Source organism: Nocardia sp. NPDC056564 (assembly GCF_042793755.1).
Classification (GTDB): domain Bacteria; phylum Actinomycetota; class Actinomycetes; order Mycobacteriales; family Mycobacteriaceae; genus Nocardia.
This window is the reverse complement of record NZ_JBHTUR010000013.1, coordinates 189,880-213,696: the sequence shown is the minus strand read 5'-3', so window position 1 is coordinate 213,696 and position 23,817 is coordinate 189,880. Positions and strand designations below refer to the sequence as shown.

25 protein-coding genes and 1 riboswitch are annotated in these 23,817 nt (G+C 68.7%); of the genes, 6 read left to right on the top strand and 19 right to left on the bottom strand.

Features of this window, described 5'->3' with window-relative positions:
• Positions 1-64: 64 nt before the first annotated feature.
• A complete protein-coding gene (gene nadA, locus ACFQ9K_RS29195) occupies positions 65-1,123 on the bottom strand; it encodes a quinolinate synthase NadA (RefSeq protein WP_378716129.1) in 1,059 nt (352 codons plus the stop codon).
• Between the two features lie 76 nt (positions 1,124-1,199).
• On the opposite strand from nadA, the gene ACFQ9K_RS29190 reads away from it, so the two are divergent.
• A complete protein-coding gene (locus ACFQ9K_RS29190; protein ID WP_378716126.1) occupies positions 1,200-1,958 on the top strand; it encodes an NUDIX domain-containing protein in 759 nt (252 codons plus the stop codon).
• Positions 1,959-1,970: 12 nt separating this feature from the next.
• Here the strand turns inward: ACFQ9K_RS29190 and ACFQ9K_RS29185 are convergent, their stop codons facing one another.
• From ACFQ9K_RS29185 to bioB, 7 genes are all read right to left on the bottom strand, one after another.
• Positions 1,971-2,147 (bottom strand): hypothetical protein, encoded by a 177-nt coding sequence (locus tag ACFQ9K_RS29185; RefSeq protein ID WP_378716124.1) that lies wholly within the window; start codon positions 2,145-2,147, stop codon positions 1,971-1,973.
• Between the two features lie 57 nt (positions 2,148-2,204).
• Entirely contained in the window at positions 2,205-3,380 is a 1,176-nt protein-coding gene (locus ACFQ9K_RS29180; protein WP_378716121.1) for an MAB_1171c family putative transporter, read from the bottom strand.
• A gap of 10 nt (positions 3,381-3,390) precedes the next feature.
• Positions 3,391-3,861: a hypothetical protein gene (locus tag ACFQ9K_RS29175; protein WP_378716119.1), complete on the bottom strand. Its 471-nt coding sequence runs from the start codon at positions 3,859-3,861 to the stop codon at positions 3,391-3,393.
• A gap of 94 nt (positions 3,862-3,955) precedes the next feature.
• The gene (locus tag ACFQ9K_RS29170; protein ID WP_378716117.1) at positions 3,956-4,489 is read right to left on the bottom strand and encodes a DUF1353 domain-containing protein; all 534 of its coding nucleotides are present in this window, start codon (positions 4,487-4,489) and stop codon (positions 3,956-3,958) included.
• Between the two features lie 94 nt (positions 4,490-4,583).
• Positions 4,584-5,240 carry a DUF2567 domain-containing protein gene (locus tag ACFQ9K_RS29165; RefSeq protein WP_378716115.1) on the bottom strand — a complete coding sequence of 219 codons (657 nt, stop codon included), beginning with the start codon at positions 5,238-5,240 and terminating at the stop codon, positions 4,584-4,586.
• Positions 5,240-5,467, bottom strand: a complete 228-nt coding sequence (locus ACFQ9K_RS29160; RefSeq protein WP_378716112.1) for a hypothetical protein — start codon at positions 5,465-5,467, stop codon at positions 5,240-5,242. Before ACFQ9K_RS29160 ends, ACFQ9K_RS29165 begins: the two co-directional genes overlap by 1 nt.
• 87 nt (positions 5,468-5,554) lie before the next feature.
• Entirely contained in the window at positions 5,555-6,568 is a 1,014-nt protein-coding gene (gene bioB / locus ACFQ9K_RS29155) for a biotin synthase BioB (RefSeq protein ID WP_378716110.1), read from the bottom strand.
• Between the two features lie 229 nt (positions 6,569-6,797).
• Here bioB and ACFQ9K_RS29150 point away from each other — a divergent pair, with 229 nt between their 5' ends.
• Positions 6,798-7,382: a TetR/AcrR family transcriptional regulator C-terminal domain-containing protein gene (locus tag ACFQ9K_RS29150; RefSeq protein ID WP_378716107.1), complete on the top strand. Its 585-nt coding sequence runs from the start codon at positions 6,798-6,800 to the stop codon at positions 7,380-7,382.
• 213 nt (positions 7,383-7,595) lie between these two features.
• Here ACFQ9K_RS29150 and ACFQ9K_RS29145 read toward each other — a convergent pair whose 3' ends face one another.
• From ACFQ9K_RS29145 to ACFQ9K_RS29120, 6 genes are all read right to left on the bottom strand, one after another.
• Complete coding sequence (locus ACFQ9K_RS29145; protein ID WP_378716105.1) at positions 7,596-8,789, bottom strand: MFS transporter; 1,194 nt, start codon at positions 8,787-8,789, stop codon at positions 7,596-7,598.
• Positions 8,790-8,847: 58 nt separating this feature from the next.
• On the bottom strand, positions 8,848-10,197 hold the full coding sequence (locus ACFQ9K_RS29140) for an LLM class flavin-dependent oxidoreductase (protein ID WP_378716103.1): 1,350 nt from the start codon (positions 10,195-10,197) through the stop codon (positions 8,848-8,850).
• Positions 10,194-10,952, bottom strand: a complete 759-nt coding sequence (locus tag ACFQ9K_RS29135) for an ABC transporter ATP-binding protein (protein WP_378716100.1) — start codon at positions 10,950-10,952, stop codon at positions 10,194-10,196. The genes ACFQ9K_RS29140 and ACFQ9K_RS29135 overlap by 4 nt, the downstream gene beginning before the upstream one ends.
• Positions 10,928-11,782, bottom strand: a complete 855-nt coding sequence (locus ACFQ9K_RS29130) for an ABC transporter permease (protein WP_378716097.1) — start codon at positions 11,780-11,782, stop codon at positions 10,928-10,930. Before ACFQ9K_RS29130 ends, ACFQ9K_RS29135 begins: the two co-directional genes overlap by 25 nt.
• On the bottom strand, positions 11,782-12,876 hold the full coding sequence (locus ACFQ9K_RS29125; protein WP_378716094.1) for an ABC transporter substrate-binding protein: 1,095 nt from the start codon (positions 12,874-12,876) through the stop codon (positions 11,782-11,784). The genes ACFQ9K_RS29130 and ACFQ9K_RS29125 overlap by 1 nt, the downstream gene beginning before the upstream one ends.
• 86 nt (positions 12,877-12,962) lie before the next feature.
• Entirely contained in the window at positions 12,963-14,132 is a 1,170-nt protein-coding gene (locus ACFQ9K_RS29120) for an alpha/beta fold hydrolase (RefSeq protein WP_378716091.1), read from the bottom strand.
• A 62-nt stretch (positions 14,133-14,194) separates the two neighbouring features.
• Positions 14,195-14,331, top strand: a riboswitch (cobalamin riboswitch).
• A gap of 30 nt (positions 14,332-14,361) precedes the next feature.
• Between ACFQ9K_RS29120 and ACFQ9K_RS29115 the strand changes: the two genes are divergently transcribed.
• Positions 14,362-15,393 carry a FecCD family ABC transporter permease gene (locus ACFQ9K_RS29115; protein WP_378716088.1) on the top strand — a complete coding sequence of 344 codons (1,032 nt, stop codon included), beginning with the start codon at positions 14,362-14,364 and terminating at the stop codon, positions 15,391-15,393.
• A 107-nt stretch (positions 15,394-15,500) separates the two neighbouring features.
• On the top strand, positions 15,501-16,265 hold the full coding sequence (locus ACFQ9K_RS29110; RefSeq protein WP_378983838.1) for an ABC transporter ATP-binding protein: 765 nt from the start codon (positions 15,501-15,503) through the stop codon (positions 16,263-16,265).
• 48 nt (positions 16,266-16,313) lie between these two features.
• Here the strand turns inward: ACFQ9K_RS29110 and ACFQ9K_RS29105 are convergent, their stop codons facing one another.
• A complete protein-coding gene (locus ACFQ9K_RS29105; RefSeq protein ID WP_378716082.1) occupies positions 16,314-16,544 on the bottom strand; it encodes a hypothetical protein in 231 nt (76 codons plus the stop codon).
• A 525-nt stretch (positions 16,545-17,069) separates the two neighbouring features.
• On the opposite strand from ACFQ9K_RS29105, the gene ACFQ9K_RS29100 reads away from it, so the two are divergent.
• Positions 17,070-18,095: an ABC transporter substrate-binding protein gene (locus ACFQ9K_RS29100; protein ID WP_378716079.1), complete on the top strand. Its 1,026-nt coding sequence runs from the start codon at positions 17,070-17,072 to the stop codon at positions 18,093-18,095.
• A 157-nt stretch (positions 18,096-18,252) separates the two neighbouring features.
• On the opposite strand, the gene ACFQ9K_RS29095 is transcribed toward ACFQ9K_RS29100, so the two are convergent.
• The 4 genes from ACFQ9K_RS29095 to ACFQ9K_RS29080 all read right to left on the bottom strand — a co-directional run bounded on the left by ACFQ9K_RS29095 (position 18,253) and on the right by ACFQ9K_RS29080 (position 22,702).
• Positions 18,253-18,720, bottom strand: a complete 468-nt coding sequence (locus tag ACFQ9K_RS29095) for an SRPBCC family protein (protein WP_378716078.1) — start codon at positions 18,718-18,720, stop codon at positions 18,253-18,255.
• A 596-nt stretch (positions 18,721-19,316) separates the two neighbouring features.
• Positions 19,317-19,991 (bottom strand): dethiobiotin synthase, encoded by a 675-nt coding sequence (gene bioD / locus ACFQ9K_RS29090; RefSeq protein WP_378716075.1) that lies wholly within the window; start codon positions 19,989-19,991, stop codon positions 19,317-19,319.
• Between the two features lie 196 nt (positions 19,992-20,187).
• Entirely contained in the window at positions 20,188-21,342 is a 1,155-nt protein-coding gene (locus ACFQ9K_RS29085; protein WP_378716072.1) for an 8-amino-7-oxononanoate synthase, read from the bottom strand.
• A 73-nt stretch (positions 21,343-21,415) separates the two neighbouring features.
• A complete protein-coding gene (locus tag ACFQ9K_RS29080; RefSeq protein WP_378716069.1) occupies positions 21,416-22,702 on the bottom strand; it encodes an adenosylmethionine--8-amino-7-oxononanoate transaminase in 1,287 nt (428 codons plus the stop codon).
• 155 nt (positions 22,703-22,857) lie between these two features.
• Between ACFQ9K_RS29080 and ACFQ9K_RS29075 the strand changes: the two genes are divergently transcribed.
• Entirely contained in the window at positions 22,858-23,802 is a 945-nt protein-coding gene (locus tag ACFQ9K_RS29075) for a GNAT family N-acetyltransferase (RefSeq protein WP_378716068.1), read from the top strand.
• Positions 23,803-23,817 lie beyond the last annotated feature (15 nt).

The following is a 23,817-nucleotide window of genomic DNA, read 5'->3' as shown; positions in this document are numbered from 1 at the left end:
CCCGTGCCTCTCCGTGCGTTCCGCAACCACCATCCGACCACCGCCGCGCGGGCAGGGGTCGGCGTCATTCACCGCCGCCCGGGGTACCGATCTCGATCATCCGCTGCACCGAATTACGGCCGCGCGCAGCGGTTTCCAGGTCGACATGCACCTCGTCGCGGCCCTCGACCAGGCAGCGCAGCAGGGCGGCGGGGGTGATCATCTTCATGTACTTGCACGAGGCCCGGTCGTTCACGGCCTGGAAGTCGATGCCGGGGGCGGCTTTTCGCAGCTGGTGCAGCATGCCGATCTCGGTGGCGACCAGCACCTGGGTCGCCTGACCGCGCTGCTCGCGCACCTGCTTGGCCGCGTCGATCATGCCGCCGGTGGACAGGATGTGCACCCGCTCGGCCGGGAACGCGCCCTCGCCCGCGAGGTACAACGCCGAAGTGGCGCAACCGCATTCGGGGTGCACGAACAGGTCCGCGTCCGGGTGGGTGCGCGCCTGTTCGGTCAGCTCGTCGCCGTTGATGCCCGCGTGCACGTGGCATTCGCCGGCCCAGATGTGCATGTTCTCCCGGCCGGTGACCCGCTTGACGTGCGCGCCGAGGAACTGGTCCGGCAGGAAGAGCACCTCGCGGTCCGGGTCGATCGAGGCGACCACGTCGACCGCGTTGGACGAGGTGCAGCAGATGTCGGTGAGCGCCTTCACCTCCGCGGTGGTGTTCACATAGGACACCACCACCGCGTTCGGGAATTCGGCCTTCCAGGAACGCAATTCGTCCGCGGTGATGGAATCCGCGAGCGAACAGCCTGCCCGCTGATCCGGGATCAGGACGGTCTTGGCGGGGCTGAGGATCTTCGCGGTCTCGGCCATGAAGTGCACGCCGCAGAACACGATGGTGTCCTCCGGCGCCTCGGCCGCGATCCGGGACAGCGCCAGCGAGTCGCCGACGTGATCGGCCACGTCCTGGATCTCCGGCAACTGATAGTTGTGCGCGAGGATTGTCGCGTTTCGTTCGCGGGCCAGTCGCTTGATCTCCTGCGCCCACTCGGGGGTTGCTTCGACACCACTGAACCCCGACGGCCCGTCGAACACCTGCCCCATCAGCGGAGGCGCCAGTTTCGCACCCATCGTCGCCATGATGGCTCCCTTCGTCGTGCGAGTGGCTACTCCGCCGATTCGCACCAAACCAGGTTTTCGACTTATAATCGAAAACGTGGCCCATAGTAGCACCATCCACGAATCGCTCACCGCGGTGTTCCAGGTTCGCCGGTTCCCCGCGAACATCGCCGCAGGTCCGAGCCCTGCCGATGCCGGAAACGAGGTAATCGGTCGGCGCCCACCCGGGCAGCGGACCGAATTGGCGGTGCTGCTGTGGGAGCGCGCGCTGGACCCGCAGAAGGGCACCTGGTCGCTTCCCGGCGGCCGTTTGCGCGACGACGAGGACCTCGACACCTCGGCCCGCCGCCAGCTCGCGGAGAAGGTCGACGTGCGTGAGCTCGCCCATCTGGAGCAGCTGTCGGTCTTCAGCGCGCCCGACCGCGTTCCCGCCCCGCGCCGCATCGCCTCGGCCTATCTCGGCCTGGTCCCGCTCACGGCAGACCCGCAGCTACCGGACGACACCGCCTGGCATCCGCTGTCCGCGCTGCCGGCCATGTCCTTCGATCACGGCACCGTCGTCGACCACGCCCGCACCCGCCTGGCCGCCAAACTCTCCTACACCAACATCGCGTTCGCGCTCGCCCCCGCCGACTTCACCATGTCCACGCTGCGCGAAATCTACTGTGCCGCACTCGGTTACGATGTGGACACGACGAACCTGCAACGAGTCCTCTCTCGCCGCAAGGTAATCACCCCCACCGGCAAGACTCGGGCTCCCGGCCGCGCCGGCGGCCGTCCCGCCGCCGTCTACCGCTACACCGACTCCGGCATCCGCGTCACCGACGAATTCGCCGCCCTGCGTCCGCCCACCTGAGCCGCGCGGGACTCACGAGTCGACGTTCGCGTTCCGATGCTTACTCCCCCGCCGATACCGCTTCTTGTTCAGCACCGGCTGCGCGGCACTACTGCGCCGCAACGCATCCCGCCGCCGCCAAGCCACCAGATCAGCTCGCTCCCGCACCTGCTCGACCGGCAGATCCGCCGCCGTCCTGTCCCCGTTCATCACCGGACCTCCCTTCCACCAGTCGCCAAGGCCAACCCGAAGAAACTACCCCCACCCCTAACGCCCCCTCCACCCATTTATTCCACGCAATGGCTGATCAGCCTGCGTGCGCAGCGGAAGGTTCGCAATGGTTCGCGCATCGTTCCAGTGCATGGCAAGGGCGGTGAGTTCGGCGGTTTCAGCGCTGACGTCGCCCGCGGTGGAGGGAAGTGTGAGCGTCTCGGCGGAGGCCTCGGCACCCGCGGACTTGGCTACGCAGGCGTGCGCGAGCTGGATCGCGTAGTCGCGGACGGTGTCCGTATCACCCGTCAGGGAAACCGTGCCCGGGATGTATCGAGACAGAATGCGCAGGCAATCGCGGATCTCGATCACGGTGCGGTGCAGAAGAAATCGGCTGCCGAGCTCGGGAGTCGGATCGTGATAGACGATCTCCGGGCAGGCAGCGGTCAGGTCGGACCACAGCGGCAGCAACCGTTTTCGGCTGCGCGACGCACTGTCCAGGCCGAGCGGCGCGGCGAGCCGAAACAGCATCGGCACGGTCATTCCGATCGCGAAGAGCGCGGTCTGATACAGCAGGATGTCCCGATCGGCGGCGGCCAGCATCGCGGTGAAAACGTTGTGCTCACCACGGATCAAGAAGATCGTCGCGACCGGCGCAGAACCGTATCCGACCAGGTGAACCAACGGAAACAGCGTAAACGCCGCGTACGCCAGCACCTCTCGTGGCTCGGACCGCCTGCGCAACTCGGCGACACTGACCTGGATGATCAAGTAGTCAAGGAAACCGACCATCGGCAGCATCGATAGCCAGAAACCCAGTGGCGCCCACCCTGTTTCCTCCTCGATCAGCACGCCGTGAGCTCGCGCTCCGGTGCCGAAATACAGCGCGGACAACGCACCGGCCACCGCTATACCGTGCACGATCACCGGCCGATAGGACCGCCCGGTAACGGTGGCGACGGCCATCACATTGAACCCGAGTGCCGCGCCCATGAGGATCATCGCGAATTGGAACAGGGACGCGCCGGAAACGCGCCCTGCGCACAGTTCGACGATCCACTGCTGCGTGGTGGGTTCACGCATGGTCGACGCGACCGTGAACGAGACGAACACCAGATTCGCGTGCCGATCGAGGAAGGTCGCACGAAAGCTGCTGAGGCGCAATATGACCAAGATCCAGGCGTAACCGATCAGCGGCAACGACCATGTGGTCGGCCAGGACGAGGTCACCATGTGGCGCGGCTCAGTCCAAGAACATGAGCCTGCGCAACGGCGAACTCGCGGTGGCCGTTCGAGACTCGGACATGACCAGCGAGGCGAACAGTTCCGCTTGCCGTTCCGCGACATCGGTATAGTCGCTGCGCTGCAGTACCCGCAGCACACTGTCGGGATCCATGCTGGGAAATAGGTTTTCGATGGTCGCCCGGGTGGTTCTATGGTCCGGAGTGCCGGCGTGATCGAGCAGCAGATGCCCGATCTCGTGCAGCACGATGTGATCGGCGTGATACCCGGAACTGTGTGCGTCGTAGGCGATCACGATGTCGTCGGCGCGTTCGAGCACCAGCCCGCAGGGCAGAGCCGCCGCTGTGTCGTTCGGCAGCGGCATGAGCCGAATTTCCTTGCCGAGCATGGCCGTCACCGGTTCCAGGAAGTCCGCGAGATTCCACGGCTGCGGCACCCGCAGTGTCGATACCCGCCGGCGCACCTGTTCCACCAGTTGATCCCGTCCGCGGCGGCCGATCACGGGCGCTCCAGCGATCCGGGAACCGGTGATACGAACACGCCTGAAACGCTACCTCGAGACCAGATCAGGCGGTCTTCATCTGGGGCTGCGGGGGTGGGGTCATGGTGCGGGTGAACAGACGCGCGATACCCCAGGAGAGCAACTCCACCAACCAGAACAGCACCAGGAATACCTGCACCACGATGGCCGGAATCGCCAGGAACACCACGGAGGGCACCGCGATCAGCACCCAGGTGAACACTGCGCCGGGCGTCGCGCCGCGCAGCCCACTGGTCAAACGTACGGCCGCCCACATCATCCAGCGGCGCGGCACGGTGACGCCCAGTTCCCGCAGGCAGCGCCGGAAGAGGCCGTCCGCGTCCGCGACACCCACGGCGCCCGAGCTACGCAGATAGTCGTGCAGGATGGCCGCGCGGGTATATGCCCCGTAGCGCGGCACCAGCCACACGAAAGCCCGCGGCACCGAGGCGAAGTCGGTCCGGAACCCGGCGGGGATCACGAATTCTTGGGAATCACCTTGATAGACGAGCGGTTCGACCACTCGCCAGAACTTGGCGTCGAGTTCCTCGACCACCAGCCCGCTACCGACGAACGCCACGACTCGTTCCTCTCTGAACGCACAGCGTGTTACCCAATTCTAGGCTGATTTGGTACGCCTGTGCCGTCCCGCGGGCAACGGTTCGGACAACGCGTCAGCGGTGGGGACGAGTCTCCGGCGACGAACCGGAACCGGCCTCCCTGGCCGGTTCGTAATCACCGTAAGGGAGCGGACCGGCGCTCGCCGGGTACGACGCGGCACGGTACGGATCGAACGCGCCTGCCGGATCGTAGCTTCCGGGCTCGACGGCGGTGCCGGTGCCGAGGTCTTCCGCCGAGTTCAGCGCCGCGAAGAACAGCACCAGCAGCGACGCGAGCAGCGGCTGCACGACCAACGCGAGCCAGGTGCCCACCTCGGTCGGCAGCTCCACGATCTGCCCGACCGGCGGATCGTGCGGCCGCGGGTGGTACCACTGGGCGACCTGCTCCCCCAGCCGCGCCATCACCACGGCGCCGATCAGCGAACCGACCAGCAGGCCGATCTGCAACAGCGGCCCGCGCTGACTGCGCCACCGCCACGTGGCGGCCGCGCTCAGCACGCCGACCACCGCGCCGAAGCACACGAACATCGCCACCGCGTCGAACTGGTGCACGCTCTCGCCGGTCAACACGGCGCCCCGCCCCGGCTCGACCACGAACAGCTGCTCGGTCGGCGCCAGCAGCCCCCACCCGATGCCGCCGAGCGCGCTCACCACGATCACCGCGACGGCCACGATCACCGCCGCCCGCAGCGCGCTCCTCGTCGCGCCCACTAGCGCAGTTCCAGACTGGCCGCGTCGATCACGCCGTGCCGCGAGCACTTGGCCCACCAGCCGTCGGGGCTCACCTGCACGATCATCCGGCGGCCGCACTGCGCGCAGAACCGCGGCGGCTCCAGGCCGAGCGCGGCCGCCGCGGGCACGGCATCCTCGAGGCCGGGCACGATCCGTTTGCCGGTGAACGGGTTGTAGCGCTCGTCCATGCCCATGACCTTACTCATGGGTCTGCGCCCGACCGCGCCTCGCCAGCGCTCGGATCCGGCGCGCGCAGGCGCGCTGTGCCTTCGGGTTCATTCGCCGGCGCTCCCTCACAGGGTTTCGTTGAGCGCCTTGATCGGCATCTTCAACTCGCCGAGCAGATCGAGATCCGCCTCGGCCGGCCGACCGAGCGTGGTGAGGTAGTTGCCGACGATGACGGCATTGATCCCGCCGAGGATGCCCTGCTTGGCGCCGAGGTCGCCGAGGGTGATCTCGCGACCGCCGGCGAAGCGAAGGATGGTGCGCGGCAACGCGAGCCGGAACGCGGCGACCGCGCGCAGCGCGTCGGCCGCGGGCAGCACCTCGAGGTCGCCGAACGGGGTGCCAGGACGCGGGTTGAGGAAGTTCAGCGGCACCTCGTCGGGCTCGAGCTCGGCCAGGTTCGCCGCGAATTCCGCACGCTGCTCCAGGGTTTCGCCCATGCCGAGGATGCCGCCGCAGCACACCTCCATGCCCGCCTCGCGGACCATGCGCAGCGTGTCCCAGCGTTCTTCCCAGGTGTGCGTGGTGACCACGTTCGGGAAGTGCGAGCGGGAGGTTTCCAGGTTGTGGTTGTAGCGGTGCACGCCCATCGCGGCGAGCTGGTCGACCTGGTCCTGGGTGAGCATGCCGAGCGAGCAGGCGACCTGGATGTCGACCTCGTTGCGGATCGCCTCGACGCCGGCCGCGACCTGCGCCATCAGTCGCTCGTCCGGGCCGCGCACCGCCGCGACGATGCAGAACTCGGTGGCACCGGTCTTCGCGGTCTGCTTGGCGGCCTCGACCAGGCTGGGAATGTCGAGCCAGGCCGCGCGCACCGGCGACTGGAACAGGCCGGACTGCGAGCAGAAGTGGCAGTCCTCCGGGCAGCCGCCGGTCTTGAGGCTGATGATGCCCTCGACCTCGACCTCGGGGCCGCACCACTTCATCCGCACGTCGTGCGCCAGGGCCAGCAGCTCCTCGAGGTGGTCGTCGCCGAGGCGGAGGACCTCGAGCGTCTGCTCCTGGGTGAGCCCTTCGCCGCGGTCGAGGACTTGCTCGCGGGCGACGGACAGAATGGAGGTGTCGACGGAAGCCTGGGTCACTGCACGAATCCCTTCGGTCGGCCGAGGTGGCCGGGCAACTTGAACGGTGTTCAGGCTAGGGTAGACAGGACAGTGAGTCAAAACACTGGGAGCCGGGTGCGCAGCCGCACATCGGCTCATCGGGGCGTGCGGCGAGCACCGCGGCGTGCGAGCGGCAGCGCCCGAACCGGTAGCCTGCGTAACCACGAAGGCGGCCACCAGCGCCGCCCTCGGACGGGAAGGAATTCGGGTGCAACTGCACAGAGCGGACGTGGTCGACGGCGCCATCGCGATCCTCGACCAGTACGGCCTCGCCGACCTCACCATGCGCAGGCTGGCCGGCTCGCTTCAGGTGCAACCCGGCGCGCTCTACTGGCACTTCCCGAACAAACAGGCCCTGCTCGGCGCGGTCGCGGACAAGATCCTGCTGCCCATGGACGACCCGATCGCCGCCACCGAATGGTCCGGCCAGCTCAGCGAACTGGCCCACCGCCTGCGCGACTGCCTGCTCGCCTACCGCGACGGCGCCGAACTGGTCTCCGCCACCTATGCGTCCAGGTTGACCACCAGCAAGGGCAGGGAGCGCATGTCCAGCGCCGCGATCCGCGCAGGCATGCCCCGCCCCGAAGCCGATCTGACCTCCTTCACGCTGCTGTACTACGTCCTCGGCCAGACCGTCGACGAGCAGTCCAGGATGCAAATGGACTCCGCCGGCGCCCTCCCCGCCGACGAAACCCCCCTCGACGAATCCCCCGACCCCACCGCCCGCTTCGACTTCGGCCTCCAGCTCTTCATAGCCGGCGTCCGCCAACTCCTCGGCTCCCGAGTCCGCTGAACGGCACCCCGCGCCTTCCGCCGCGGCCCACGTTCACCACCCAACACGCCCTTCCGACGCCCCGCGCACCCTCCGGCGCGCCGCACAGTTTCTGGCGTCCCGCACAGTTTCTGGCGTCCCGCACGGCTTCTGGCGTCCCGCACGGTTTCTGATGTGTCACACCTGAAATTGCATGCGATTTCAGGTGCGGGAAATCGGAAACCGTGCGGGAGTTCAGGTTTTCTCGGGTTGTGGAGGGTGGGGGAACCAGCGGTGGATGGCGACCGCTCCGGCGGTTGCCGCTGCGGCGAGGGCGAGGGACGAGATGCTCAGGAGGGCGATGGCGCTCACCGCGCCGGCCAGGATCGGGCCGGCGAACATACCGATGTCGTGGGTCAAGCGCCAGGCGCCCAGGAATTCGGCGCGGCGGCCGTCGGGGGCTACGTCGGCGCCGACGGTCATGATCAGACCGTTGCTCACGCCGTTGGCGAGGCCGAGTAGCACGGCGACCGCACCCATGCCGAGCATCGACGAGGTGAACGGCAGCGCGCCGAATCCGATGGCGAACAACATCATTGCCGGGATGCCGGTGGCTCGGCTGCCGCGCCGGTCCAACCAGAGGCCCGCCGGATAGGACATCAGCACGTCCACCGCGCCAGCGATGCCGAACACCAGGCTCGTGGTCGACGCGCTCAGGCCGATGTGCGCCGCCCACAGCGGGAGCACCGCGACCCTGGACGCGCGCACGGCGCCCATCAGCAACGCCGCAGAGCCAAGAGTGCCTAGCACTCCGATGTTTTCGACGACCACCGACCGCAAGGTGTGTCCGCGCTTACCCGCATCCACACCGTCCGGCGCCGGAATGGCGACCATCGCGGCACCGGAGAGCACCGTGGTGACCAACTGCAACCACAACGCACCACTCGGCCCCATGCCATGCACCAGCGCGGCACCGAGGAAGGGCCCGCAGAAATACCCGAGCCGATGCGCGCCCGCGAGCGTGGACATCGCCCGACCCCGCTCCGCCGCCGGCACGACCGCCACGATGTACGACTGACGAGCCAGCCCCCACACCGCGGCCGCAGCACCGTTGAGCAGCAGACCTACCGCCAGCAACCAAACAGTCGGCGCGGCAACCGCACACAGCACCCCGATCACGCCGAGCACCGAGCCGACCGCGATCGCACCCCGCTCCCCGATCCTGGCCACGATCCGCCCCGCAGGCAGATCCGCCACCACCATGCCGAGCCCGCTCAGCGCGACCAGCAACCCGGCCAACCCGATCGAGGCCCCGAGATCCAGCGCCCGCAACGCGTACATCGGCGACGCGGCCCCAGCTCCGGTGCCGTACAACGCCATCGGCACGAACACGGTCCAGGTGAGCGACCGCAACCGAACCGGCTGCGGGATATCGACTTCCGCGCTCACCGCGCCGCGGCCGGGCGATGAACCACTGCTGGACAGTCTGTTTCGACGTCTCCCCGGCTCACTGGGCCAGGGCCGGGTGGCTGGCGGCTCGGCCTGCGGGGCGGGGGAGGCCGAAGTGGTCGCGGAGGGTGGTGCCGGTGTATTCGGTGCGGAAGAGGTTGCGCTCCTGCAGGATCGGGACGACGGTCTCGGCGAAGACTTCCAGTCCGCCGGGGTAATACGGCGGCATCACGTTGAAACCGTCGGCGGCGCCGTTGCGGAACCACTCCTCGATCGTGTCGGCGACCTGCTCGGGCGTTCCGGCGAATACGCGGTGTCCGCGCGCGCCGGCCAGCTTGTGCAGCAACCCGCGCACCGTCGGCCGCTCCCGCTGCACGATGCCCGCGACAACCTGCAACCGGCTGCGGGCGTTGTCGGTGACATCGCCCGCGTCGTCGAACAGGTCGACCGGAACCGCCTCGTCGAGCGGCAGGTGACGCACACTCTTGCCGACGATGTTCTCCAGTTGGGTCAGACCGTATTCCGGCACGGTGAGTTCGTTGAACTCACGCTCCAGCCGCTTGGCCGCCGCCTCGGTATCGCCGATGAACGGGCTGATCCCGGGCAGGATCTTGACGTGCTCCTGGTTACGCCCGAAACCCGTTGCCTGCGCCTTGATATCGGCATAGAACCGCTGCGCGTCCTCGAGCCGCTGATGCGCGGTGAAGATCGCCTCGGCGTACTTGCCCGCGAACGAGCGCCCTTCGTTCGACGCACCCGCCTGCACGAGCACCGGGTACCCCTGTGGCGTGCGCGGCGCGTTGAACGGTCCACGCACCCGGAGATGTTCGCCGACGAAGTCGATCGGATGGATCTTCTCCGGGTCGGCGTACACCCCGCTCTCCTGGTCCAGCAGGATCGCGTCGTCCTCCCAGCTGTCCCACAGCGCGACCACGGCGTCCACGAATTCCCGTGCCCGCGCATAGCGTTCGGCATGGTCCGGATGCTTGTCGAGACCGAAGTTGGCGGCGGCCAGGTCGGTTCCGGTGGTGACGATGTTCCAGCCTGCCCGCCCGCGCGAGATGTGGTCCAGCGTGGAGAACAACCGGGCCAGGTTGTACGGCTCGTAGTAGGTGGTCGAGGCGGTCGCGATCAGCCCGAGATGCGTTGTCGCCGTGGCGATGGCGGTCAGCAGCGTGATCGGCTCCAATCCGGAGCCCGCGTTGTGCTTGACATTGGTACGCAGCGCCGGCCCGTCGGCGAAGAACACCGCGTCGAGTTTCGCGGCCTCGGCGGTGCGGCCGATCTGCTGGTAGTAGTCGACATCGTAGATGCGCCCCGGCTGGCTGTCGGGATGCCGCCAGGCCGCCTCGTGGTGACCGGACGGGTAGATGAACGCGTTGAGGCTGAGCTGACGCGGAGTACTCATGAGGCTTGCTTCTCTTCTTCCTGGCCCGGCCGGTCGCTGGGACCGACGCCGAGGCTGGCGAGCAACCGGGACCGATGCCGGATGAAGCCCGGATCACTGTGCCTGCGTGGACGTTCCAGATCGATGCGCTGGTCGACGGCGATGCGTCCCTCGTCGAGCACGAGGACGCGATCGGCGAGCAGCACCGCCTCGTCGACGTCGTGGGTGACCAGCAGGACGGCGGGCCGGTGCTTGGCGCACAGGTCCTGTAGCAGCGCGTGCATCTTGATCCGGGTGAGTGCGTCGAGCGCGCCGAACGGCTCGTCGGCCAGCAACAGCTCCGGCTCCCGCACCAGCGAACGCGCCAGCGCGACCCGCTGCTGCTCGCCCCCGGAAAGCTGCCTGGGCCAAGCTTTTTCCCGACCGGCCAGGCCGACCTCGGCCAGCGCGGCCCGACCGCGCTCGGCGGCGCCGCCGCCGTTCAGGCCGAGGATCACGTTGTCGAGCACCCGGGTCCATGGCAGCAGCCGCGGATCCTGGAACACCACGGCACGTTCGGCGGGCACGGTCAGCTCACCCGATCCCGGCACGTCGTAGTCCAGCTCCGCGAGCGCCCGCAGCAACGTGCTCTTACCCGAGCCGCTACGACCGAGCAGGGCAACGAACTCCCCGCGCGCGATGTCGAGATCTATGTCCTGCAACACGACTCGCTCGCCGAACCCGCGACGCAACTCGCGCGTCCGGACGACGTTCAGTCCCCCAATGTCTGTCGCCATGACAGCGCCTTCCTTTCCACCGCGCGCACGGCGAGATCACCGAAAAGTCCGAGCAGGCCGTAGATCACGAGCCCGACCACGATCACGTCGATCTGCCCGTAGGTGCGGGCCTGCGTCATCAGATAGCCGATGCCGCTGGTCGCGTTGACCTGTTCCACCACGACCAGGGCCAGCCAGGCGATGGTGACCGCGAGGCGAAGCCCGGTGAAGAAACCGGGCAGCGAGCCGGGCAGCGCGATCCGGCGGATGAAGCCCCAGCGCGAAAGACCGACGGTCTGCGCGAGTTCCACATACCTGGAGTCGACACTGCGCAGGTAGGCGTGGGTGTTCAGGTAGATCGGGATGGCCACGCTCGTCGTGATGACGAGCAGCTTCATCTCCTCGCCGATGCCGAACCAGACGATGAACAGGGGGATCAGCGCGAGCGTCGGAATCGCGCGCTTGATCTGAATCGGCCCGTCCACCAGCGCTTCACCGATCCGGCTCAGGCCGGCCACGAGCGCGAGCACCAGTCCGGCGAGCACGCCGATGGCCAGGCCGATGCCCGCCCGCTGCACCGAGGTGAGCAGGTTCGATTGCAGCCTGCCGTCGGAGATCAGCTCACCGGCGGTCGAGGCGACCGTCCACGGCGCGGGCAAGGTCTCCGGATCCAGTGTGCCGGAGGCGGATCCGATCACCCAGGCGAGGACCAGCAGCGTCGGTCCGATGGCGGCGCCGAACGGAATCGGCCGTCCCGGTCCGAGCCGCGGCCGGGCCGGCTTGCGCTTGGCCAGCGCCGGTGCGGTGCGGTTGCCGAACCGGTGCCATACCCCGGCATCCACCGTCGCCATCAGCGTGCCTTCGGTGCGAACGCGGCGCCGCTCTGGGTGACCGCCTCGGTGATCGCGGCGTCGTAGCGCAGGTCGAAGCCCTTGGCCGCCTGCACCTTCTTCGGCAGCTCACCGGCCTTGTCGATGGCGTCGATGGTGGCCTGCTGGCGGGCGACGAGATCCTGGTCCAGGTGCGGGAAGGTGAACAGGCCGAGCGAGTCGACGATGCGCTTGGCGTCCTCGGGGCTGACCTTCTGGTTGTCCACGTAGTACTTTCGCGCCCACTCGTCCTGATGGGTGTTGACCCACTGGTTGGCGCGCACGAAAGCGGCGGCGAGGGCCCGGGTCGCGGCCGCCTTGGCCGGATCCTGCGTCACCACGCGCCGCGCGTACAGATAGCCGAGGCCGCCGTAGATGCCTTCGGTCTGCGAATCCGGGATCAGCGAGGTGCCCGGTGTGCGCAGCAGCCGGGTGACATTCGGCTCGATCAGCGGGGCGACGTCGACCTGCGCGGTGCGCACGGCATCGAGGAACTCGGCCAGCTGCAACCGGACCAGTTGCACGTCACCGGTTTTCAGCCCGGCCTTGTCCAGCGCGCGCAGCACCGCGGCCTGCTGGGCGGTGCCCTCGGCGTAGGCGATCTTCTTGCCCTTCAGATCCGCGAGCGTGCTCACCGATTTGCCCGGCGCGACAGCGAGTTTCAGCGCGGCGGGGCTGGTCTGGTAGGCCGCGACGATCGGCACGTCCTGCCCGGCGATCAGCGCGTGGATCGGCGGGACGTCGCCCACCCAGGCCACGTCGGCGGCCTCGGCGCGGAACGCCTCGAGAATGGCCGGGCCGCCGACGAAATTGGCGAACTCGGCCTTGAACGGGAGCTTGTCCAGCTCGCCGGAAATCCGGAGCACCTGTTGCAGGCGCTCGGACTGGTCGGCGAGGACCAAACTGGTTCCAGCTGGAACTTCAACGGGCAGTGGCGTGTCCGCGGCGACGGGACCGGCCGGCTTGTCGCTGTTCGCGCAGCCGGTGAGTCCGAGGGTCGCAACGGCTGCCACGGCGAGCAATGCGGCGGTGGTGCGGCCTGGGCGGCCGAACAGAAACGTGCGTGGTCGGTACATAGACGGATTGAAACAAGACAAAACCGGCCCGAACACCGTTTGTCTCAGCCTGGTTCGAACTGGTCGGCGCGGCGCCCGATGCGGTATCAGCGCGGCGCGGCCGCCACCGCCGAGTCGCGCACCTGCGCCTGATAGCGCTGGATGAACGGCAGGATCTGCTGATCGATGAACGTGTTGTACTCCACCGGCCGCTGCATCGGATTGGCGTGCCCGGTGTTTCGCGCGAGCACCACCGACAGCGTGCCATCCACGCCGCCGGACTCCTCGATCAGCACCCGATGCGAGTACTCGACGTCGACCACCCGATCCCGGTCCGGATCGCGCGGCCGGATGAAAACGATGGCGGGGCGCGGCTTTCCGTCCGTCGGCGCGGCCAGCGCGCGCAGATCACCGGTCGCGCCGCCGGCCACGATCGCGGTGAACTGCGCCTCGATCAGGCCGTTGCTCGCCGCGTTACGAGAGAAGATCTTCTCCCGCAACACCTCCCGGAGAACCTCACCGAGCTCGGCGAAGCGGATGCCGGGCGGTATGCCGCCACCGCCGTGGGCGAGGAAGCGATCCCGGCGCGCATAGGTTTCCACCGCGAGCCGCAGCAGCCGGCTCTCGCGCGCACCGGGCAGCCAGCGCATCCAGCGCACCATGTCCTCGCCCGCGCCGCGGCTTTCCGGCCGGACCGCGTTCAGGTCCACCGGCGTGCAGTCCAGGATCACGCCGACCAGGCGGCGGTCGCTGTCGAGGTGGATGTGTTTGGCGACCTCCAGCGCGATCACGCCGCCCATGCTGTGCCCGACCAGCACCACGTTCTTCAGGCCGGACAGCTCGGCGGCGCGCACGATCAGGTCGGCGATCACCTTGGTGTCGATACCTTCGTTGTCGTAGCGGATCGCCCACACCACGCCCATCCCGCGCAACGCGGGCAGCGCGGCGGCGGTCGAGCTGGCGTCCAGGCCGCCGAGGCCGACCATGTCCACCACCACGGTGTCCCAGTTCTTCGGATCGGCCGGGGCGGCGACGGGCAGGATCGCGGGATCGGTGCGCGCCAGGCGCGCCTGCTCCGGTTCGACATCGAATTTCAGGTACTGGGCGAAAACGACGAGGACGGCAGCGAGAAATACCACCACGCGCAGGACTGCCGACCTGGTCCGGCGCAACGTCTTCCACTCGTGCCACAGGCTGGTGTCCCGTAGCCGGGCTTTGCGTCGCGCGTCGTCCCAGTCCGAGACAGTGGACGGGTGCCGGTCATCGAACGGCGACATCTATCCCACCGTACGTAAGGGTGTGGATGGTCGCCATTCCGCGCACAACCCTGGCGACAGGGTTAACCCGACCGACCGGTAGAGTTTCTCCGTCATCCCTGGCGGGTGCGAGAATCCGGTGCAATCCCGGAACGGTCGCGCCACTGTGATCGCCCTCCCCGGCGAGAGTCAGACCTCCCCCACCAGGACAACTCTGGAGAGGCCGCGACTTGCCTGTGGAGCATTACCGATGAGCCGTGTGCGCGCGGCGTTCATCTTTCCCCTGCTCGGGGCGCTACTGATCGGCGCGATGGTGCTGGCCACCGGGTTCGGCGCGGAGACGCTGCCGGTGTCCTCGGTGCTGGAGGTGCTGCGCCAGCGCGTCACCGGGCAGGCGCCCGCCGATTTCGGGCTCGACACCATCGTGTGGCAGCTGCGCGTGCCGCGGACGGTGCTGGCGGCGATCGTCGGGGCGGGGTTGGCGTTGGCTGGGGCGGCGATGCAGACGCTGGTGCGGAATCCGCTGGCCGATCCTTATCTGCTCGGGGTGTCCTCGGGCGCGGGTGTGGGTGCGGCCGCGGTCATTACCTCGGGGTTGTTCGCCGGTGCCGGGGTGTGGGCGTTGTCCGGCGGGGCGTTGGCCGGGGCGTTCGTCGCGGCGGGGTTGGTGTTCCTGATCGCGGTGGTACAGGGCGGGTTGACGCCGTTGCGGCTGGTGCTCACCGGGACGGTGCTCGGATCCGCGTTCGCGGCGTTGAGCAGCTATCTCATCTTCCGGCGTCCCGATCCGGCCGCGGCGCAGTCGGTGCTGTTCTGGTTGCTCGGCAGTCTCGCCGGGGCGGACTGGACGCGAATCGCGTTGCCGCTCAGCGTGGTCGTGCTCGCCGGGGTTGCGCTGCTCGCGGCGAGCGGGTGGCTCGACGCGCTGACCGTCGGCGCGGATACCGCGGCGTCACTGGGGGTTCCGGTCAAGCAACTGCGGATCGGATTGTTCCTGTTGCTCGCGGTGCTGGTCGGGGTGCTCGTCGCGGTCTCAGGGGGCATCGGCTTCGTCGGCCTGGTCGTCCCGCATGCCGCCCGCCTGCTCGTCGGGCCGCGCCACCGCGCTCTGCTGCCCGCCTGCGCCCTGTGCGGAGCGCTGTTCCTCGTCGTCGCCGACGCCGCCACCCGAATCCTGGTTCGCCCCACCGAAATCCCGGTCGGCGTGCTGACCGGGCTCATCGGCGCGCCCGCGTTCTTGATCCTGATGGGGCGTCGGCGCTATCGGTTCGGTGAATCATGAACCTTCGCAACGATCATCGAGCACGACTCGATCGCAGGTCAGACGCGGGACGCGGCGAGCTCCTCGGCAGTGGAGTCGAAACCCGAAGCGATGCCGGAGTACTGGAGGTGCGCGGACTCGCGTGCGCCGCCGGCCGGCGGACCGTGATCACCGAGGTGACCTTCGCGATTCGGGCCGGCGAGACGATCGGCATCGTCGGGCCGAACGGCACCGGGAAAACCACGCTGCTGCAGACGCTGGCCGGAGTGCGGCGGCCCGCGCGCGGTGAAGTGATCGCGGACGGCCGAGTGCTGCACCGGATGTCGCCGCGCCGTCGAGCCCGCACCGTCGCCATGGTGGCGCAGGACGAACGCCCACCCGCCGACCTGCGCGCGGGCGAGGTTGTCGCACTGGGCCGCACGCCGTACCTGCCCCCGTGGGGCGCGGGTTCCGCACGCGAACAACAGGTCGTCGAGGATGCCTTGGCCGCGGTCGACCTCGCCGGCTTCGCCGAGCGCCCGGTCCACCGCCTCTCCGGCGGCGAACGCCAACGTGTCCTGCTCGCCCGCGCCCTCGTCCAGAACACCCCCATCCTGCTGCTGGACGAACCCACCAACCACCTGGACATCACCCATCGCCTCGAACTCCTCGCCCTGACCCGCACGCTGAACCGCACCGTCGTCATGGCACTGCACGATCTGGCCTTGGCCGACCGTTACTGCGATCGAATCCTGGTGCTGGACAACGGCTCCGCCCGCCCCCTCGCACCCCCCGCGAGCGCGCTGGCCCCGGCGGTGATCGACGAGGTCTTCGGCGTCCGCGCGCTCCGCGTCCCTCACCCGGAAACCGGCGACCCCCACCTACTGATCACCCCCCGCGAGCTGACCCTATGACTCCCACCCCCAGCCGGCCCCACCCCCACCAACCAAGCCCACCCCTGTTCACGAACGAGACACCGCCACAGACCATCTCACGATCCAACACAGCCAAGTCCCAATCAAGATCGGCAGCAGCAGGGGCAGGGGCAGCGGCGACAGCAGGGGCAGCAGCAGCGACAGCAGCGACAGCAGCGACAGCAGCGACAGCAGCGACAGCAGCGACAGCAGCGACAGCAGCGGCAGCGGCAGCGGCAGCGGCAGCGGCAGCGGCAGCGGCAGCGAACGGGACCTCACACCGCCCCCACTCGCAATCCCACGCAACCAAGTCCCGTCCAGCGCGCACCCTGCCCGCGAGCGGGACACCACGGCAGCCATCCCTACGATTCAGCGCAGCCAAGCCCCGCTCGCGATCTGAAGCTTCGTCGAGCGGGACACCGCCGACGGCCTACTCACCACCCCGCCGCATCGACACCCTCCCGGCGCGCATTTCCCGCTCCGACTACTCACGAACAAGCCACCACGGCGGATTACTCGCCATCCCTGGCACCAGATCAAGTCGTCACACATACCCACCGACGCACACCCCACCCCCGAACGGGACACCACGGCCACCCCACCGCCATGTCCCACCCGACGCACACCCCAACGCCGAACGGGACACCATGGCGCTTTCACTCGCGATTCTGCGCGGCCATGTCCCGTTTGGCGCGTGCTCTGCTCGCGAAGGGGGCACTACCGGGGGCGCATTTGTCTGGTGGGGGCGTGTCCTGTTGGCAGGTCAGTATTTGAAACTTGTTGGTTATCTCGAGAGGCGAGTGAATGAAGCACGTGGTGCGAGTGTTGGTGGCGGTTGTGGTGGCTGCGGCGGTGGCCGGGTGTGGTGCGGAGAAGGGGGGCGCTGGGGATCTCACGGTTCGGAATTGCGATGTGGACGTGCGGTTTCCGGCGCCGGCCAAGCGGTTGTTCGTCAATGACGGGAACTTGATCTCGATGGCGCTGGCGCTCGGGGCGCAGGATCAGGTGGTGGCGGTGTCGAGTGTGCAGCGGGACGCGGATACGTTGCGCCGGCACTATGGACCGGTGGTCGATCAGTTGAAATCTGTTGCGCCGGAATATCCTTCGCGGGAGACCGTGTTGGCGCAGGGACCCGACGTGATGGTCGCGGGGTGGAGCTACGGGTATGACGAGGCGAAGAACCTGACGCCGGATTCGTTGAGCAAGGCGGGGATTGCCGCGTACACGCTCACCGAGAGCTGCCGTCAGCACAATGGCGAACGCCCGCGCGGGATCGTCGAGCCGTGGACGGCGCTGCGCGACGACCTGACCAACCTCGGCGCCATCACCGGCCGCTCCGACCGCGCAAAGGAGGTCACCGCCGACCTGGATCGGCGGCTCGCGGCGCTGTCCGGCGCACCGCATGCCGAGCGCAAGCCGACCATCTTCCTGTTCGACAGCGCCACCGACTCGCTCATGTCCAGCGGCAGTTTCGGTGCGCCGCAGGCGATCCTGGATGCCGCGGGCGGGCGCAACGCGCTCAGCGACGTTCCCGACACCTGGACCAGGGTCTCCTGGGAACGGCTCGCCGCCGCCGACCCCGACGCCATCATGTTCGTCGACTACCCGCCGCAGACCTTCGCGCAGAAGGTCGACGCGCTGCGCGCCAAGCCCGGCATCAACCAGCTCCGCGCCGTCACCGAGGGGCGCTTCCTCAACCTCCCCTACGCCATGTGGACCAGCGGCCCGCTCAACATCGACGCCGCCGAACAGATCCGCAAGCAACTCGAACGTTGGAACCTGGTCCCCGCCTCGACAATCGAGCCCAAAGCCGACGACACCATCCGCTGACCAACCGGCTGCGCGCCGAATCGCCTGCAGCGCAGCAACTTCGCTGTGATTCGGCGCGCGCCGAGCGAAATCGGTGCCGGCCCAGCGGGTGCGCGCCACACCCGAACACACTCACGCCGGCGATTTCGCTCGGCGGGCAGCCCGCTCGAGAACGACATCAGCGAATGGAGCCGCCCTCCGCGAGGGCGGCGAGCTTGCTGAGCGAGATACGCCAGCCGAGGTCGTTGTCTTCCGGCGCGACCCCGGCCGGCAGATTCTCGTGCACCGCATCGACATCGGTGCCACCGTCGGCCTCGATGAGCGTGTAGGTGATGGTCTGCTCACCGCGCACCGCCGGATCGTCGGTCTCGAATTCGACGAGCTGGACCACCTGCTGGTCCGGCACCAGCCGCGCGAAATGTCCGTGGAACGTATCGGTCTGCGCGCTGGTCTTGCCGGTGCCGGTCGGCTCGTCATAGCTCAGCGAAATCCGGAACACCCCGCCTTCCCGCGCGTCGAACTCATGCACCTCGCTGGTCATCCCCGTCGGCACCATCCACCGCCGCACCGCCTCCGCGTCCAGCAGCAGCCGATAGACGTTCGCCCGTGGCGCCCGCACATGCCATCGAATCCGAGTCGTGGTCACCCGACAACGATAGATCCCCCGCCGGCCCGGTCAGCCCATCCGCGGCCGGGCATCCAATGCCACTGCCTCAGCTCGATCCACGTTCCGGACCTCAGGCTGCGCACCGATTCATCGGTAATGCATGGGTAAGCGGGCTGTGCGCGACACACCAGGCAACAGCACGTGGGTCGGCCTCAGTTTGCTAGCGACGCGCCCCGGCACCGACGCATCCGCACGCGGTGCCTCACTGCCGCACCGGATTCGGAGTCCTGCGCCGAGTCGGGGCGCACCCAGCGGACGAAGCGAAGCCCTGTCCATTCGTGCCACACCACGGGGCGGCGGACTAAACCCGGACGCCGCCGAGCACGTATTACCGCATCGGCACGCCACACATGAATCAGCGACAAGAACGTCACCCGGACAGCACGGAAACCGAACGCAGAACCCGGCAACCGGCAATAGGCCGGGCGAACGGTGACCGTCCTGGCGCGAACCAGGTGGATGCGGCGGACTTACACCTAGACGCCAGGCCCGTGAGGCCGCAACGCCCGCGCATGAATCGGCGACGCGAACGTCACCCAGACAGCGCGGCGTTGCGGATGCGGTCCGGCAGGAGGTCAGGTGAACGGGGACCAGGTCGGCGCGAACCAGCTCGGTGCTGCTGTCGTGAAGCGGTCGCGGTCCCAGGCGCCGGCGCCGGCGGGGACGGCGCCTACCAGGTCTACCCCGGTGACGCGGGGGAGGTCGACGCGGTTGCATTCGGCGGCCAGGTCGGGTTCGGCGGGCCAGGAGCCGACGACCAGGCCCGCGCACCGTACGCGCGCCGATTGCAGTGCACGGGTGGTCAGTTCGGTGTGGTTCAGGGTGCCGAGACCGGCGGCGGTCACCAGAAGTACGGGTGCGTCGAGTTTTTGGGCGAGGTCGAGGAGGGTGAAGTCACCGAGTCGGACCAGGAGGCCGCCGGCGCCCTCCACCAGGGTGAGGTCCGCGTCGGCGAGTTCGGCTATCCCGGAGAGGGTTTCGGCCAAGGTCAGCTCGGGCAGTCCGGCGCGCCGGGCGGCGGTGTCGGGGGCCAGCGGGTCGGGGAAGCGGGCGAGCTCGACGGTGCGGGCGACGCCGCTGAGGCGCTCGATCTCGGCGAGATCGCCGGGTTCGGTCAGGGAGACCCCCGTTTGACCGGGTTTGCACACCGCCACCGATCTGCCCTCGGCCAGGGCCAGCGCGGCAACGGCCGCCGTGACCACGGTCTTGCCGACCTCCGTGGAAGTTCCGGTCACCAACAGAACGCTCATACCGCCACCTCTTGCACCCTGCGACCTCCTGAGATCGCCCTGTCATCGATAATCACCTGCACCGGAACCACACTCACGAGTCCGCTGCCCTTGCTACGACCGCCGCTCCACCGTCCATATCCTTACGCGCACCGCATCCGCAGGATGCTGCCGCGCCGCGCATTCCACCCTGCTGTCTCGGTATCACCGCCGCTGTTCACGCGCGCACCACTTCCGATTCACGCGCCGCTGCCAGCACCTGACCGAGAACCGTTGCAATGACGTCGAGTTCAGCCGGAGTCAGGTTGGCGCGGGCCGTCAGCCGCAGCCTCGAGGTGCCCTCCGGCACCGACGGCGGTCGGAAGCAACCGACCTCGAGCCCTTCCGCCCGGCATGCCTGGGCCGCGTCGTAAGCGATCTGCGCCTTGCCGAGCACCACGGACACCACCGCCGAATCCGGCACGGGCACAGCGGCGATCCGCGCGATGTCGGCGGCACGTTCCAGCACCCGGCCGGCCAGTTCCGGCTCGCGACGCAACACCCGCAGTGCCGCGCGCGCGGCACCGACGGCGGCAGGCGCGAGCCCGGTATCGAAGATGAAGGTCCGCGCGGAATCGACCAGATGCGCGCGTACCCGCTCGTCGGCCAGCACCACTCCGCCCTGTGCGGCAAGGGATTTGGACAACGTCGCGGTGATCACCAGATCAGGCGCGCCGGCCAGGCCGACCTCGTGCACCAGCCCGCGCCCGCCCGCGCCACGCACCCCGATCCCGTGCGCCTCGTCCACGATCAACACCGCACCCCGCGCCCGGGTAACCCGGTGCAACTCGACCAGCGGCGCGAGATCACCATCGGCACTGAACACCGAATCGGTGAGCACCAGCGCCCGCTCCTCGGTCCGCGCGGCGAGCAGCCGGTCGACCGCCTCGACGTCTCCGTGCGCGGCGACTTCCACCCGAGCCCGAGAAAGCCTGCACGCGTCCACCAGTGACGCGTGGCTGCCCGCGTCGGAGACCACCAACGCCCCGCGCCCGGCCAACGCCGTGACCACGCCGAGGTTGGCGGCGTATCCGGAGGCGAACACGAGACCCGCTTCGGCGCCGACGAATTCGGCCAGCTCGGCCTCCAACCGCGCGTGCTCGGTCGTGGTTCCGGTGACGAGCCGGGACCCGGTCGACCCGGCACCCCACCGTCGCACCGCCTCGATCGCGCCGTCGATCACCTCGGGATGCCGAACCAGCCCGAGGTAGTCATTGGAGGCGAGGTCGATCGACGACGACCGCGCGGCCCGGGGACGCAGTTCCCGGCGCAGCCCGGCGGCCACCCGCGCGGACGCACGTTCGTCCAACCAACTCAATGGATCGGTAGTCACAGCTCCGGAGCATACTTGAACACCGTTCAAGGCGCATACGCCCGGCCCCCGCCGAACCGGTTGGGCACCTGAGCTACACCGCGATTCGAGGCTGCGCGGCGACCGCGGCGCGCATCCCGGCGGTGATCGCCGCGACGTCCTCGGCGGTGCTGATGAACGGCGGCATGGTGTAGACGAGGTTCCGGAACGGCCGCAACCACACCCCGGCGCCGACGGCGGCGTCGGTCGCGGCGCGCATGTCCACCGGCCGGTCGAGTTCGATCACACCGATCGCGCCGAGCACCCGCACCTCGACCACGCCGGGCAGCCCGCGTAACGGCGCGAGCCCCGCTTCGAGCCCGGACTCGATTCGCGCCACATCGCCCCGCCAATCCCCCGCCGTCAGCAGTTCGAGCGAGGCCACCGCGACCGCGCAGGCCAGCGGGTTGCCCATGAAGGTCGGGCCGTGCATCAAACCGCCGTGCCCCGCGCTGATCGTCTCGGCGATCGACGCGGTGCACAGCGTGGCGGCCAGGGTGAGGTAACCACCGGTCAACGCCTTGCCCACACACATCACGTCCGGGCCGACCCCGACCTGATCGGCCGCGAAAAACGTTCCGGTGCGGCCGAATCCGGTCGCGATCTCATCGAAGACGAGCAGCACCCCGTGCTCGTCGCACAGCCTGCGCAGATCGGTCAGGTACCGCGGGTGATGCCAGCGCATCCCGCCCGCACCCTGCACGACCGGTTCCACGATGACCGCGGCGAGGTCGTCGGCATTGGCGCTGATCATGCGCTCCAGCTCGGCCACATATTCGGCCCGATAGTCGCGCGGCGGCATCGGCGCGAACACCTGGTCGACCAGCACATCGGTCCACAGCGAATGCATGCCGCCCGTCGGATCGCACACGCTCATCGGCGTGAACGTGTCGCCGTGATACCCGCCGCGCCAGGTCAGCAGCCGCCGCTTCCCCGGTCGGCCGAGCGCGCGCCAATATTGCAGGCACATCTTCACCGCGACCTCGACCGACACCGAGCCGGAGTCGCACAGGAACACCTTGTCCAGACCACCCGGGGTCAGCTCGACCAGCAGTTCGGCCAGCCGCGCCGCGGGTTCATGGGTGAGTCCGCCGAACATCACGTGGCTCATCCGCTGCGACTGCGCCACCAACGCCGCGTCCAGGACCGGGTGGCGATAGCCGTGAATCGCGGCCCACCACGAACTCATGCCGTCGATCACCTCGCGCCCGTCGGCGAGCGTCAGCCGGGTGCCCGAGGCCCCGGCGACGACCAGCGGCTCGGTCGTCGCGGGAAACCCGCCATAGGGATGCCAGACATGCTTCGCATCAAGGGCGGCGATCTCGTCACGGGTCAGTGCCACAGGAATCCTCGCGGTCGAACAACGGCAGGCTTGAACGCCGTTCAAGTTACCACCGGAGCTGCGCGCGAAAGATCTCCGCGCCGATTTCCGCCGCCCGGCGGCCATCCGAGCTATTCTTTGACTGAGTCAACGATCATCGCACGAATGGAGCCGTCGTGACCACCGTCGCCGCCACGGACATCGCCGCAGTCCGGGAATTCAACCGCCGCTACACCCGGGTCATCGGCGTGCTCAGCGAAGGCCTGCTGGACAGCGAGTATTCGCTCACCGAGGCGCGAATCCTGTTCGAACTGGCCAACTCAGGGACCGTCGAGGTGGTAACCCTGCGCCAGACACTGGATCTCGACGCCGGCTACCTGAGTCGCATCCTGGCCAGCTTCGAGGACGCGGGCCTGGTCCAGCGCAACCGGTCGAGCACCGACGGCCGCCGCCAAGAGGTGCGACTCACCGTCCGCGGCAAGGAGATCGCCGCGGTCCTCGACCGACGCTCCGACGCCGAGATCGGTTACCTGCTCAACGCCAAGCCGCAGGCCGTGCGCACCCGCCTGGTCACCGCCATGCAGACCATCCAGCAGATCCTGGACCACCCGGCCAACGCGGTGGCCGCGCCGCCCTTTCTGCTCAGGGAGCCGAAGGCAGGCGACTACGGCTGGGTGATCGAACGGCACGCCCGGCTCTACACCGACGAATACGGTTGGGACGGAACGTATGAGGAGCTGATCGTGCGCATCGTCGCCGACTACCTCGCGTCCCACGACGACGCGCGCGAGCGCGCCTGGATCGCCGAATCCGGCGGCGAACCGGTGGGCAGCGTCTTCTGCGTCGCCGAGAACGAGACCACCGCGCGCCTGCGCCTGCTGCTGGTCGAGCCCACCGCGCGCGGCCTCGGCATCGGCGCCGCGCTGGTCGAGGAGTGCCTGCGCTTCGCCACCGCCGCGGGCTACCGGGAGATGGTGCTGTGGACCAACGACGTCCTCACCTCGGCGCGGCACATCTACGAGCGCGCCGGATTCGAGCTGGCCGAGGAGAGCCCGCACCACAGCTGGGGCGCCGATCTGATCGGCCAGACGTGGCGCCGCTCACTCGGGCAGCCCGAATAGATCCACCTACCCGCT

Coding starts and splice junctions, on each gene's coding strand:
- nadA (WP_378716129.1), bottom strand. CDS start 1,123: ATGGCGACGATGGGTGCGAAACTGGCGCCTCCGCTGATGGGGCAGGTG.
- ACFQ9K_RS29185 (WP_378716124.1), bottom strand. CDS start 2,147: ATGAACGGGGACAGGACGGCGGCGGATCTGCCGGTCGAGCAGGTGCGG.
- ACFQ9K_RS29180 (WP_378716121.1), bottom strand. CDS start 3,380: ATGGTGACCTCGTCCTGGCCGACCACATGGTCGTTGCCGCTGATCGGT.
- ACFQ9K_RS29160 (WP_378716112.1), bottom strand. CDS start 5,467: ATGAGTAAGGTCATGGGCATGGACGAGCGCTACAACCCGTTCACCGGC.
- ACFQ9K_RS29140 (WP_378716103.1), bottom strand. CDS start 10,197: ATGAGTACTCCGCGTCAGCTCAGCCTCAACGCGTTCATCTACCCGTCC.
- ACFQ9K_RS29135 (WP_378716100.1), bottom strand. CDS start 10,952: ATGGCGACAGACATTGGGGGACTGAACGTCGTCCGGACGCGCGAGTTG.
- ACFQ9K_RS29130 (WP_378716097.1), bottom strand. CDS start 11,782: ATGGCGACGGTGGATGCCGGGGTATGGCACCGGTTCGGCAACCGCACC.
- ACFQ9K_RS29125 (WP_378716094.1), bottom strand. CDS start 12,876: ATGTACCGACCACGCACGTTTCTGTTCGGCCGCCCAGGCCGCACCACC.
- ACFQ9K_RS29120 (WP_378716091.1), bottom strand. CDS start 14,132: ATGTCGCCGTTCGATGACCGGCACCCGTCCACTGTCTCGGACTGGGAC.
- ACFQ9K_RS29115 (WP_378716088.1), top strand. CDS start 14,362: ATGAGCCGTGTGCGCGCGGCGTTCATCTTTCCCCTGCTCGGGGCGCTA.
- ACFQ9K_RS29100 (WP_378716079.1), top strand. CDS start 17,070: ATGAAGCACGTGGTGCGAGTGTTGGTGGCGGTTGTGGTGGCTGCGGCG.
- bioD (WP_378716075.1), bottom strand. CDS start 19,991: ATGAGCGTTCTGTTGGTGACCGGAACTTCCACGGAGGTCGGCAAGACC.